Source organism: Endozoicomonas sp., assembly GCF_031844845.1.
In the GTDB taxonomy this organism is placed as follows: domain Bacteria; phylum Pseudomonadota; class Gammaproteobacteria; order Pseudomonadales; family Endozoicomonadaceae; genus Endozoicomonas.
The window spans coordinates 1-11,957 of record NZ_JAVRMB020000203.1 but is presented as its reverse complement, the minus strand read 5'-3'; the positions used below and the strand labels follow the sequence as shown (position 1 = coordinate 11,957).

Below are 11,957 nucleotides of genomic sequence, written 5' to 3'. Positions count from 1 at the left end.
ATCCATGAAAAATGCTGTTTTTTTGATTATCCAAAAATGCACTCAGTAGGTGCAAAAAAGAAATCACTATTTATAGCCTGCAAGCTAAGTGTAGCAAGGGATGTAACGGAATCCATCTGCTATGAAGCTACGGATTCAGGCTATAGTTTATCTGGATTTGGAACTAATTTATGATCCATCGGTCCAAGTAAGTAGGAAAAATTGTATTTACCTTGATTCAAGGAGCTAATGATTGAGAGATACCCATGTTGAATAATATTAACAATCTTGCGGGATTAACAATCAACTCCCATAAGCAAGAGAGTGGTCCGGCGGAGGATGGGGGCTGTGGGTTCAACGGAGACTGTCAATCGTCTCATCGGGAAAAGAATCTGCTTGATGCCATTAGTTTCCGTTCTACTGATGCTTCGCGTCGAGATAATCAAGATGAATTTATGGCGTTTCAAAAAGATTTAAAGGGGCGGAAGTTGTCTTTGTGTACGACTAAGGGATTCTGTTCTGAAGGGTGTTCTTCTGCGCTAAAAGTACTGTGCCATCTTACCCCCTCTATACTGTCTAAAGAAAATTGTACTAATATTATTGAATTTTTAACTGGTATTCTAAGACCTGACAGTCTGGATACGCTTCGCAGAGTTGAGCAGCTAACCAGGGAATGCGAAGAAAATCCTGACAAATACCATGATTGTTTTTGGTTCGACCTTCGTCCTTTAAGTAGAACCAGTGCCTTGATCAATGGCTATAAAAATTATCTCTCCTCCCTGCCAGACCTGCAATGCCAACTGGACAGCCATCCCCTGACTTCGGGTTTTAAGGCACGGGATTTATATCTGATATTCATTGATGACTGTCATACTCAGCATGGGCCTTTCTATTATGAAGATGAGCCTGGTTATATGGCTGCAATGAATGCAGGCTGGAGCTACATTCTCCAAAATACAATATCTGTACTCAACTTCGAATCAATACAGTCTCTTCATTACATTGCTATAGATAATGTCTGCGATCAGCATGGTTATTCCATTTTTGAAAAATGTGAAAGAAATAAAAATTCAAATGTTATTTTTCAGTTACGCGAAAGCAATACAACTTTGGAAGGGCTGAAAGAGCTTGAGGCGATGATAAAGGAGGAAAGGATTAGAGCCGAATTATTAAAACAGGATGGAATTAAAGGAATCGATCAGACAATAGACGGGCCAGGAAAAAGCGAAAAATTCTTCGGTTACATCTACAGAAATCAAAACAGCGAAATTGTGAAAGAATATATTGAAAGCTACAACACCGGAATCAGTAACTGCCAGACGGATGATAAGAAAATCAGAGTTATTGCTGAACTGTGCCGTAATCTGGAAGTCATCCACTGGTTTGCAGATGGCAATGCCAGAACCATTGGTTACCTTTTGGTTAACCAATTACTTCTGTCAAATGGGCTATCCCCATCCGTTATTAAAGATGCAAACTACTTTGATGGGTGGAGTGTTGATCAGCTGGCAAGTATGATCTGTGAAGGTCAGCAGAAATTTCAGGGGCTTAGATCCAGTTCACACTCAAGGGAATAGATAAACAGAAGACTCCGTGCTTAATGCTCACTGCTTAGGATTTGTCATTAAATAATTTCCCGATTTGAATTTCAATCTCCGTTCACCCTGAGCTCGTCGAAGGGTGTTTGGTACGAACTTGATTGTTGGGCTCGGAGTCATACCCTTCAACAGGCTCAGGATGAACGGGAATCGAGTTAAATAGAAAAATTCTTGCGTCATAAATTCTAAATGGAACAATGTTACCGTTCCTGAGCGAGTGATGGATTGGGATGTTATTTAATTACAGTTCCTTAATGCGAATAGACGCCTTTTAATCTCGTTCCTACGCTCTGTGTGGGAATGCATACCGCACCCACCACAAATGAAACATCCAGCGCGAGACTCCGGCATTTCATGGCAATTAAGACTACGGACTATCGATAGCCCTGTGGCATTCAGCAGGTTCCGTATGCATTCCCACGGAGGACCGTGGGAACGAGTTCAAAAATCGTTACCCGCTACTCGCTACCCGCCTCCCGCTGCCCGTAAAGCGCAAGCGGGTTTGGCTTTTTCGGGCAGCGGGAGGCGGACAGCGGGCAGCGTTCGTTAAGCCAGTGCACCCAGAAAATTCTTCAGGGTGATGATGATGATCACCAGCACCATCAGGGATAAATCCAGCCCGCCAATGGGAGGGATCACTTTACGAATACGACTGCTCAGCGGCTCGGTGATTTGATGGAGCAACATCAGTCCGGGGTTACCACTGTTAGGAGCAATCCAGCTGGAAATGGCAATAACAATCAGGCTGAACATGTAAATATTCAGAAACTCAATGCCCAGCTTCACCAGGCTGCTGATCAGGACCCCGGGGAAAGGGATGGCTGCAATGGAATAGCCGCCAATAAGCAATAACACATAGAGCAGTACTATCTGGAGTATTAATGCCAGCACCAGTGAGGCAATATCAATGCCGCCAAAGCCGGGTATGATTTTGCGAAGAGGTTTCAGCAGGGGCGATGTGGCTTTCACAATGGCCTGGGAGATAGGATTGTAAAAATCAGCCCGAACCAGTTGTAGCAGAAAGCGAATCAATACAGCCATGATATACAAACCACCCAGAGTTTGGATCAGAAAGCTGAGACTCGAAGAAAGTGCAGACATAGAGTGTATTGGATACCCGTCATGTAAAGGCATAAGGCAGTAAAAACCCTTACGCTTAAGTTAATAATTTATATGCATAATACAATAAAGACTCACCAAGGCACGTCAACAGGACGAAAAACAGGGTGAAAATTAGTCTTTCAGCGTTTCTGCCAGTTCTATCGACCGGCTGACCGCCGCATTCATGGCTTTCTCTACCAGTTCTGGAAGTCCTCCTTCCTGAAAAGTCTTTATTGCCTGCTCTGTAGTACCGTTCGGAGAAGTAATACGACGGCGAAGCTCGGCAGCACCGGCATCGCTTTCCTGAGCCATTCTGGCAGCTCCCAGGGCCGTTTGCAGTGTCAGCTGTCGTGATGTTTCAGCATCAAGCCCAAGGCGGGTACCCACCTGTTCCATAATTTCCATTAACAGGAAGTAATAGGCGGGGCCACTGCCGGAGACGGCAATCACTGCGTCAATCAATGACTCCTGGTCGACCCATTTGGCAATACCAATGGCGTTGAAGATATCATCGGCCAGTGACTTCTGGGCAGCACTGACCTGAGCGTTAGCAAACAACCCCGTGGCGCCACATTGCAGCAGGGAGGGTGTGTTTGGCATGCTCCGGACAATGGCCAGATGTTCACCGCCCCACACTTGCAGACTTGCCATGGTAATACCGGCCGCCACTGAGATGATCAGGGCATCCGGTTTTATGGATGGACTCAAGTCAGTGAGAACCGCCTTCATCACCTGGGGCTTTACACAGAGCATAATGATGTCAGCCTTGCTCACGGCCAGGTGGTTATCCACCGTGGTTTCAATATCAAACGTTCCACGGATGCCTGACAGTGTTGCTTCTGTCCTCGCTGTAGCCATCAGCCGGCAGGTTGGCCAACCGTTATTGATCAGGCCACCAATAATGCTGCTGGCCATGTTGCCAGCGCCAATGAAGGCAATGGTTGATTCAGACATTGTTGATTATTCCCCGGGGTAATCTCTGGCACCAAACAGGGCAGTGCCGATGCGAACCATGGTTGAACCTTCCTGAATAGCGGCTTCAAGGTCATCCGTCATTCCCATGGACAGTGTATCCATAGTCAGTGAAAACTCTTTATTAAGTGCATTTAATGTATTAGCCAGAGTGTTAAAAGGTTTACGCTGTTTTTCCGGATCGGTTTCGGGTGCTGGAATGGCCATCAGTCCACGTAGTTTCAGATTGGGTAATCCGGAAATAAACTGAACTACTGAGGGCAGGTCTTCCAGGTTGACTCCGGATTTTGTCGCCTCTTCGCTGATATTCACTTGCAGGCAGATATTTAATGGGGGAAGCTTTTCCGGGCGCTGGTCATTCAGTCTCTGGGCGATTTTCAGGCGGTCGACACTGTGAACCCAATCAAAGTGGCTGCTGATATCTCTGGTTTTGTTTGACTGAATCGGGCCGATGAAATGCCAATGGATGCCTGAAAGTTCATTGAGCTCGTCGATTTTACTGAGCGCTTCCTGAAGGTAGCTTTCGCCAAAGTGTTTTTGACCCAGGTGCCAGGCTTCACGCACCATAGAGGTCGGACTGGTTTTACTGACGGCCAGTAGCTGAACCTGACCATGGCGATGACAGGCTTGTTCTGCTTGATGAATTCGGTCATAAACCCGTTGAAATCGGTTTTGTAATAAGGTCATCAGGTTGTACATTACCGGGACAATAAATTGAGTAGTTTACCTGCTTCATGGTGTAAGGGGGATATTAAATGGATATTACGGAACTGTTGGCATTCAGCTTTAAACAGGGTGCTTCGGATCTGCATCTGTCGGCAGGGCTTCCGCCAATTATTCGAATAGATGGCGATGTTCGTCGCATCAACTTGCCACCGATGGATCAGAAAAAAGTTCATGGGTTGATCTATGACATCATGAACGACAGGCAGCGTAAAGATTTCGAAGAACACCTGGAAGCAGATTTCTCTTTTGAAGTGCCAGGGGTTGCCCGTTTTCGTGTCAATGCCTTTAATCAAAACCGGGGAACCGGCGCAGTATTCCGGGCCATTCCCAGTAAAGTATTGACCATGGATGACCTGGGGATGGGGCAGGTGTTTAAAACCATTGCTGATAAGCCGAGGGGGCTGGTTCTGGTTACCGGTCCTACCGGTTCTGGCAAGAGTACGACGATGGCTGCCATGCTGGATTACATCAATGACACCAAGTACCACCATATTCTGACCATCGAAGACCCTATTGAATTTATCCACACCCCGAAAAAGTGTCTGGTTAACCAGCGGGAAGTACATCGGGATACCCACAGTTTCAGTAATGCGCTCCGGTCAGCGCTGCGTGAAGACCCGGATATTATTCTTGTTGGTGAGATGCGGGATCTGGAAACCATCCGTCTGGCCATGACCGCCGCTGAAACCGGTCATCTGGTTTTCGGAACTCTGCACACCACCTCAGCGGCGAAAACCATTGACCGTATTGTGGATGTGTTCCCGGCAGAAGAAAAATCCATGGTACGCTCCATGCTGTCAGAATCCCTTCAGGCTGTGATCTCGCAAACACTGTTGAAGAAAAATGGTGGAGGGCGTATCGCTGCCCATGAGATCATGCTGGGTACTGCCGGTATTCGAAATCTGATCCGGGAAGATAAAGTGGCCCAGATGTATTCAGCTATTCAGACCGGTTCCGGGCTTGGCATGCAAACGCTGGATCAGTGTCTGAAGAATCTGGTCAAAAAAGGGCTTGTCAGCCGTAATATGGCTCGTGAAAAAGCCAAGGATACCGAAGCGTTTTAAGTGTGTTGGTGTAATGGATATTAAAAAATTATTAAAACTGGTGGCGGTAAAAAAAGCATCGGATCTGTTTATCACTGCAGGCTTTCCTCCCAGTATCAAACTGGATGGGTGTTTGATACCGGTGACCAAAACGCCGCTGACCGCTACTGAGGCGAAAGTGCTGGTTCTTGGCGTTATGGATGAAAAACAGCGCCTGGAGTTTGAGCTTAAGCAAGAGTGTAATTTCGCTATCGCTCAAGCAGGTATTGGACGATTCCGGGTCAGTGCTTTTCAACAGAGAAATCAGGCGGGTATGGTTTTGCGGCGAATCGAGGAAAAGATTCCCAGCCTTGATGAGTTAAGATTGCCCCGCATATTGCAAGACCTGAGCATGGCTAAACGGGGTCTTGTTATTCTGGTGGGAGCGACTGGCACTGGTAAGTCAACAACGCTGGCTGCGATGCTTGGTTATCGAAATGAAAACGACACCGGCCATATTATCAGTATTGAAGACCCCATCGAATTCATTCATCAGCATAAGAAGTGCATTGTTACCCAGCGTGAAGTGGGCATTGATACTGAATCTTATGAAGTTGCCTTGAAAAATAGTCTTCGTCAGGCACCGGATGTCATTATGATTGGTGAGATTCGCAGTCAGGATACCATGCGGCAAGCCCTGAATTTTGCGGAAACCGGACATCTTTGCCTGGCAACCCTTCATGCCAATAATGCTAACCAGGCGTTAGATCGTATTCTTCACTTTTTCCCGCCAGAACATCATCACCAGACCTGGATGGAGTTGTCCCTGAACCTTAAGGGGATTGTTGCCCAGCAGCTGATACCTTCACTGAATGGTGCCGGGAGATGCCCTGCTATAGAGGTACTCCTGAATACGCCACTGGCTCAGGATATCATCCGTAAAGGTGACGCTCAGGCCCTTAAGGAGCTTATGAAAAAGTCTCGGGAGCTGGGCATGCAGACCTTTGATCAGGCGCTGCTTGATCTCTATAACAGTGGTGAGATCAGCTATGAAGAGGCTCTCAGGCATGCTGATTCGGCCAATGACCTTCGTCTGATGATTAAGCTGGGTTCTGAAGTGGATGGGGATTATCTGACGGAACGATCCAGTAAACTGACGCTGCAGATGGAAGAGGCTTGAACGAGGCCCTGAGGGATGCTTGATGGAAAGGATAACCGGCGGTTGAGCCGGTTAGTCTCATGCTTCCTCTGTTGGTGTTGCCAGGGGCATGCCTTTCAGGGACTTTGCTTGAGATATTGTCTGATTATGATATTTGATTTTTTCATCCAGTGAACCACTGACACTACTGGCGCTGTTTACGTTATTAGTGGAAACCTTCTCAGACAAGCTAAATTGCCCCATTTTTGTGGTCAAACCCTCATCTGAAGCTCCTAAACCAGGGATTCCACTTTTATCTTCAACAGCGCCGACACTACTCTTGAGGGTAGAGTAATCGGCAGCGAATTTTTCATAGCGTTTGTTGTTATTGGGGTCCAACCCATTGTCGTCTATATTTTTCTTGGTCAAAATAAAAAGATCAGAAATTCTTTCTAACATAGCGGGATGGTGGAATTTTTTAGACTCATGGATCATATTTAATGCTTTGCTAAGTTTATCTAAAGCTGACTTGATTATTTTATCCTGAGAATTTTTTTTACAACTAACGCTGTTTCTATGAGTGCTTTTCACTGCGTAAATCTCATTTTTTGTTTTTTCTGGTTGGTCAGATACTGTGGTTTTCAATACTCCTGATTGATTTTCTGTTATTCGACCGACTACAGTGATTTCTGTATTTTTTGTTTTTCCTGATTGGTCAGATACTGTGGTTTTCAATGCTTCTGATTGATTTTCTGTTTTTCGACCGACTACAGCGGTTTCTGTATTTTTTGCTATTAGCCTTCCTCTCGCTCTTCCCCACGGTTTAAGTATGTTTTGAGTTGGTTTAGTTAATTCATACTCAGGATTGATACTTGGAAGTTGCATAAATGCTTCTGATTGATTTGCTATTTTCCAGCCGGTTTTAGTCGTGTCGATGCTCTTTCCTCTCCCTAACCCGATCCATCTTCCAAATTTTATTTGTAAATTTTGAGTTGGTTGCGTTACTTCACCCTTACAATCAGTTTCTCGACTCGGTATAGATGGCTTTTCCCAACTATCTCCATCCACGTTGGGTTTATCTGAAGTGGCTGGTTGCAGTGGCATCCCCGTGTCCCAGTATTCTGTTTCTGCTGATGGTTCGTTTCTTTGCAGGCTTGAGTCTGAGCTATTAGAGGGTCGATTCCCTTTTACAATTTCGGCATAGGTTAGGTCAAGATTTTGTAAATGCGGTGTTGGTGAATTGGTATCAATTATAAAGTCGGCATTGAGGTTTTTCAATCTCATTTTCGTTGTTTCAGGCAGAGCGGCTGGAATCTTATTTAGTGCGTCAGACCACTTGCGGGCAGGAAGGTTTACAAAGCTGTGAGTACAGCCTTGTTGGTACCTTAACTGATTCGTGTCGCTATATTTCGATTGCACAGAATCAGAAGATTGTGGATTTCTTCTTGTAGTTCCATGTGTAGTTCCATGTGTAGTTCCATGCATTTTCATTTTCTTCTAATTTATGGTCGGTACTTTGGAAGACAAGCTGGAAACGTAAAAGTTCAAAGCCTGAACAGATTTTAAATCTGTTCATTGGCTGGAGTTTATAGGTTCAGGTATGTACATTTATGCCAGATGGCTATTTTTCAGCAGGTTCCAGCATTATTCAGACAGTGCCGTGTTGGCCGGATCATTCAGCCAGGCTTCCAGGATGATCTGGGCAGCCATGGCATCCACCGGGTTTGATCCGTAGTGTCCTTTAATGCCCCAGCTTTCCTGCCCAATTTTTGGCTTCGAAAGAGGTGAGCCGTTCATCGGCCTCATAAAATGGCAGATTGAAGCGACCGTGAATTCGTTTACCAAACTTTCTGGCCCGAGGGGACATTTTTGACTCGGAGCCATCCATATTCAGTGGAATACCCACCGCAATGGCATCCGGTTGCCACTCTTGAATATGAGTTTTGTGGACAATTACTTTAATGACAGGGACATACGACTGAGCCTTATCAGTGAAACAACTTTCGTCGTTTAGTTTTACAGGGGGCACCTGTAGCAGGGAATCGTGTAACGCTCCCAAAAACGTTGAGTCCTTGATGGATTACAATATAGTAACTTTCTCATACTTCTTTAAAATCCCTGCCGTTGGCGTAAGACAAGTTGGACAGGTTGTTATTTTTGATAGATTACTTAAACAATGGTCACTACTACAGACAATTGGATGAGGGCATGAGCTTAATCCCCAAAGGCTTTTTCTTTCCATACATATAGTACATTCGGTACCCCGATTGAGTGAGTATAATAATGACGCCTGTTCATTCTGATTCTGGAGAGCCGGTGTCCCTTTCTCTTGATGATTTACTTTCAGATCTCCAGTGTAGTTATGTTTATCAGCAGTAGACTCCGGTTTGTTTGAGATGGCCATTTTGCCAAACTGATCAGGTAATTGTTTCAGAGTTGAATTTGCGGCTGGGTTATTATTCACTGGCGAAAAATTTCTTTTGCTCTCTGATGCTACCTGTTTGTTTTCCTGATCATTAAAAAAATCATTATAAAAATGTTCGATCAATATTTTTTTTTCAGTATTGCCAGTATTTTTTTTAAGGAAAGCAGTGAGTGAATCAGGATTTATTCCCATGGAAATAAGTAGTTTAGTGTTATCCATTACAAGAATAATATGGCCTTCAATCCAAAAGGCATCGGGGTTATTACCGTAGAGACTATTAATGGCAATAGTAATCTGGTTGTCACGATAATTTTGTTGATTCAAAGATTGTCGAATACGCATCTGACTATTAACCTGATCTTCTGTGGAGGTGGCATCCTTCGATTTGTATATTGCTGATGAGGGCTCAGGATTAAAAGCAGGATTTACCTTACGAGGAGAAGGGAGGCAACGACTATTATTGTGTTGTTTGATTACTTTATCCAGGCTGTCAGCCCCCGTTTTTGTTGAGCGTCGGTAGTTATAAGTATTATTACATCTGATACATATTAAGTTATCATCAGACCAACCATCTTTATTGATTTTACTTGTGGGACATACCACGTAGAAGCCAGTTGCTGCAGCAGTAGTAAAGATAGGAATATTCGAGCTTTGTTGATAGTTCCTACCACTTAGGAATGAGTTATATCTGCTAGTAAATTTATTCCATAATTCCTTGTACGTATCATCTCTGATCTTTCCACTTGTTGGTGAAATTCTTAAATATGGACAATTCCCGTTATGAATATAATTTTCTTCATAATACGCTGATGGCTCTTTCTTTTTGAAGTATTCTTCCAGAACAGAAAGTGCACAAGTTTTCTTGCATTTCAGGCATTTCAAATGGGGTTGGCTCCCATCATTTTCTTCTGCTTCTTCTGCATGCCATCCAGTCTTTGCCAGATATATTGCTAAATCATATGTTATGTTACATTTATATTGTCGAAAAGTTACTAAACTATCGGTGACTTCGTCATTATGATCTCTATATGAATAATATTGACCATTGAGTGTTATTTCATTAGGTGCTGCAAGCATATAACATATTTCCTGAATTATTGCTGCGGATCTAAAATAGATTGCCGATGAGAGTGATTTTCTATCTTCTTTCACTGAGCCTGATAGCTACACCCGGAACCGTTTTGATTGAAATTGTTCTAAAAAGTTCAAGTTTTGAGAAGTATGATTTTTTCACACTACTCAGAAACGCCGATATCCGATGAAATACTTTCCATCATTGAACCTGATTATCCAGATAAAAATTTGTTGACCGGATCATTCAACCAGGCTTCCAGGATGATCTGGGCAGCCATGGCATCCACCGGGTTTGATCCGTAGTGTCCTTTATGCCCCAGCTTTCCTGCCCACTCTTTGGCTTCGAAAGAGGTGAGCCGTTCATCGGCCTCATAAAACGGCAGATTGAAGCGACCGTGAATTCGTTTGCCAAACTTTCTGGCCCGACGGGACATTTCTGACTCGGAGCCATCCATATTCAGTGGAATACCCACCACAATGGCATCCGGTTGCCACTCTTGAATAAGGGCTTCCATCTGATGCCAGTCCGGGATCCCATCCTTTGCTTTCAGTGAGGGGAGAGGGGAGGCTGTTCGGGTAATAATCTGCCCGGTTGCAACACCAATGTTGCGGGTTCCGAAGTCAAAACCCAGTACGGTTTTTAATGTTTTTTCAGTCATCACTTTCTTATATCAAAAGAGCCTATGCATGCCCAACCTGATCAGAAATCAGGTTGAGATTAACGCCCAGAGTATTGGCAGCAGCACACAGGCGCAGGTGGTAAGGTGTGTCGAAGACGATGGATGGATCAGCTTCACAGGTGAGCCAGGTATTCTCGGAGATTTCCTTTTCCAGTTGACCGGCGCCCCAGCCAGCATAACCAAGGGCTACCAGAGCCTGCTTTGGCCCCGTCCCTCCGGCCATGGCAACCAGAACATCCGTTGATGTGGCCAGCTGTAAGCCGGGACATATCTCCAGACTCGCATCCCAGCTGGCTTCCCCCGAGTTAAGGACAAAGCCTCTTTCCTGAGATACGGGCCCTCCGGAGTAAACAGCGTGTTTGCTGCTATCAGACTGGTCATAGTCGCCAATACCCACCTGTCGGAAAATTTCACTCATCGCGAGAGTACTTGGTCGATTAATAACAATTCCCAGGGCACCTTGCGGGCTGTGTTCACAGATGATAGTGAGGGTTTCAGAAAAAGAGGGATCGGCCATATTTGGCATGGCAATCAGGAAGTGGCTTTTGAAATTCTGGAAAGGAACACTGCTCATAGCGGGAGTATTAGGGGAAACGCCATTTATGGCAAGTCTGAGTCCGGGTTTCTTGCAATATGAAATGTCCGTTGTCCATAAAAACCGCTCTGAACCCGTTCCCACGGTTCTCCGTGGGAACGCATACGGGACTGGTCTTGTGCCGCAGAACCTTCTGATGGTCCGTAGTCTGAATTGCCATGGGATGTTTGAGAACTGGTGACAATCTGACTCTGCCGGGTTGTGCCGGAGTTATGCTCTGGTTGTTTTGTTTGTGGTGGGTGCGGTATGCATTCCCACGCAGAGCATGGGAACGAGGTTAGAATGCCACTCCCCCTTAGCTTTTTCGGGCAGCGGGAAGCGATCTCACTGGCTGAATAAACGATCCCCGGGCTCAAAGCGCCAGGTGCGGATGATTTCAACTATATCGTAGCTCTTCAGCGTGTCGTCGAAAGGGGCAAAAGGGGAGGCCAGTTTCACTATTCTAATGGCCGCATCATCAAGTACTTTATATCCGGAAGAGGCCATGATCTCTACACTGGAGAGTGTGCCATCCCGCTTAATTGCAACCATCAGACGTAGCTCGCCGTAGAGTTGATCACGACGGGCTTTTTCCGGGTAATTGATATTACCCACCTTTTCTACTTTGCGCCGCCAGGACTCTTTATAAAACGCTCCGGCCTCTTGCA

Annotated in this window: 13 protein-coding genes; 3 read left to right on the top strand and 10 right to left on the bottom strand. The window is 45.2% G+C overall.

Features of this window, described 5'->3' with window-relative positions; translation table 11 throughout:
• Positions 1 to 245: 245 nt before the first annotated feature.
• Complete coding sequence (locus tag RM811_RS10540) at positions 246 to 1,556, top strand: hypothetical protein (RefSeq protein ID WP_402523784.1); 1,311 nt, start codon at positions 246 to 248, stop codon at positions 1,554 to 1,556.
• A 567-nt stretch (positions 1,557 to 2,123) separates the two neighbouring features.
• On the opposite strand, the gene RM811_RS10535 is transcribed toward RM811_RS10540, so the two are convergent.
• The 3 genes from RM811_RS10535 to RM811_RS10525 form a co-directional block, all read right to left on the bottom strand.
• A complete protein-coding gene (locus tag RM811_RS10535) occupies positions 2,124 to 2,678 on the bottom strand; it encodes a YggT family protein (protein ID WP_402523790.1) in 555 nt (184 codons plus the stop codon).
• Between the two features lie 132 nt (positions 2,679 to 2,810).
• A complete protein-coding gene (proC, locus tag RM811_RS10530) occupies positions 2,811 to 3,632 on the bottom strand; it encodes a pyrroline-5-carboxylate reductase (RefSeq protein WP_402523781.1) in 822 nt (273 codons plus the stop codon).
• 6 nt (positions 3,633 to 3,638) lie between these two features.
• Entirely contained in the window at positions 3,639 to 4,337 is a 699-nt protein-coding gene (locus tag RM811_RS10525; protein WP_402523778.1) for a YggS family pyridoxal phosphate-dependent enzyme, read from the bottom strand.
• Positions 4,338 to 4,405: 68 nt separating this feature from the next.
• Between RM811_RS10525 and RM811_RS10520 the strand changes: the two genes are divergently transcribed.
• Positions 4,406 to 5,440, top strand: coding sequence for a type IV pilus twitching motility protein PilT (locus RM811_RS10520; RefSeq protein ID WP_402523775.1), 1,035 nt, complete (start codon positions 4,406 to 4,408; stop codon positions 5,438 to 5,440).
• 13 nt (positions 5,441 to 5,453) lie between these two features.
• A complete protein-coding gene (locus RM811_RS10515) occupies positions 5,454 to 6,578 on the top strand; it encodes a PilT/PilU family type 4a pilus ATPase (RefSeq protein ID WP_402523774.1) in 1,125 nt (374 codons plus the stop codon).
• Positions 6,579 to 6,635: 57 nt separating this feature from the next.
• Here the strand turns inward: RM811_RS10515 and RM811_RS10510 are convergent, their stop codons facing one another.
• The 7 genes from RM811_RS10510 to RM811_RS10480 all read right to left on the bottom strand — a co-directional run.
• Positions 6,636 to 8,021 carry a hypothetical protein gene (locus RM811_RS10510; RefSeq protein WP_402523772.1) on the bottom strand — a complete coding sequence of 462 codons (1,386 nt, stop codon included), beginning with the start codon at positions 8,019 to 8,021 and terminating at the stop codon, positions 6,636 to 6,638.
• Between the two features lie 159 nt (positions 8,022 to 8,180).
• On the bottom strand, positions 8,181 to 8,333 hold the full coding sequence (locus tag RM811_RS10505; RefSeq protein ID WP_402523793.1) for a hypothetical protein: 153 nt from the start codon (positions 8,331 to 8,333) through the stop codon (positions 8,181 to 8,183).
• A complete protein-coding gene (ruvX, locus tag RM811_RS10500) occupies positions 8,278 to 8,565 on the bottom strand; it encodes a Holliday junction resolvase RuvX (RefSeq protein WP_402523787.1) in 288 nt (95 codons plus the stop codon). Before ruvX (RM811_RS10500) ends, RM811_RS10505 begins: the two co-directional genes overlap by 56 nt.
• Positions 8,566 to 8,616: 51 nt before the next feature.
• Positions 8,617 to 10,038 carry a hypothetical protein gene (locus RM811_RS10495; protein WP_402523770.1) on the bottom strand — a complete coding sequence of 474 codons (1,422 nt, stop codon included), beginning with the start codon at positions 10,036 to 10,038 and terminating at the stop codon, positions 8,617 to 8,619.
• A 209-nt stretch (positions 10,039 to 10,247) separates the two neighbouring features.
• Positions 10,248 to 10,694, bottom strand: coding sequence for a Holliday junction resolvase RuvX (gene ruvX / locus RM811_RS10490; RefSeq protein ID WP_402523767.1), 447 nt, complete (start codon positions 10,692 to 10,694; stop codon positions 10,248 to 10,250).
• 22 nt (positions 10,695 to 10,716) lie between these two features.
• Complete coding sequence (locus RM811_RS10485; protein ID WP_402523765.1) at positions 10,717 to 11,394, bottom strand: YqgE/AlgH family protein; 678 nt, start codon at positions 11,392 to 11,394, stop codon at positions 10,717 to 10,719.
• A gap of 240 nt (positions 11,395 to 11,634) precedes the next feature.
• The coding region (locus tag RM811_RS10480) for an energy transducer TonB (RefSeq protein WP_402523763.1) at positions 11,635 to 11,957 on the bottom strand (323 nt) is incomplete at its 5' end.

Excerpts from the sequence above, each read along its gene's own strand:
- RM811_RS10540 (WP_402523784.1), top strand. The coding sequence starts at position 246 with ATGTTGAATAATATTAACAATCTTGCGGGATTAACAATCAACTCCCAT.
- RM811_RS10515 (WP_402523774.1), top strand. The coding sequence starts at position 5,454 with ATGGATATTAAAAAATTATTAAAACTGGTGGCGGTAAAAAAAGCATCG.
- RM811_RS10495 (WP_402523770.1), bottom strand. The coding sequence starts at position 10,038 with ATGCTTGCAGCACCTAATGAAATAACACTCAATGGTCAATATTATTCA.
- proC (WP_402523781.1), bottom strand. The coding sequence starts at position 3,632 with ATGTCTGAATCAACCATTGCCTTCATTGGCGCTGGCAACATGGCCAGC.
- RM811_RS10505 (WP_402523793.1), bottom strand. The coding sequence starts at position 8,333 with ATGAACGGCTCACCTCTTTCGAAGCCAAAAATTGGGCAGGAAAGCTGG.
- RM811_RS10525 (WP_402523778.1), bottom strand. The coding sequence starts at position 4,337 with ATGACCTTATTACAAAACCGATTTCAACGGGTTTATGACCGAATTCAT.
- RM811_RS10520 (WP_402523775.1), top strand. The coding sequence starts at position 4,406 with ATGGATATTACGGAACTGTTGGCATTCAGCTTTAAACAGGGTGCTTCG.
- ruvX (WP_402523767.1), bottom strand. The coding sequence starts at position 10,694 with ATGACTGAAAAAACATTAAAAACCGTACTGGGTTTTGACTTCGGAACC.
- RM811_RS10535 (WP_402523790.1), bottom strand. The coding sequence starts at position 2,678 with ATGTCTGCACTTTCTTCGAGTCTCAGCTTTCTGATCCAAACTCTGGGT.
- RM811_RS10510 (WP_402523772.1), bottom strand. The coding sequence starts at position 8,021 with ATGCATGGAACTACACATGGAACTACACATGGAACTACAAGAAGAAAT.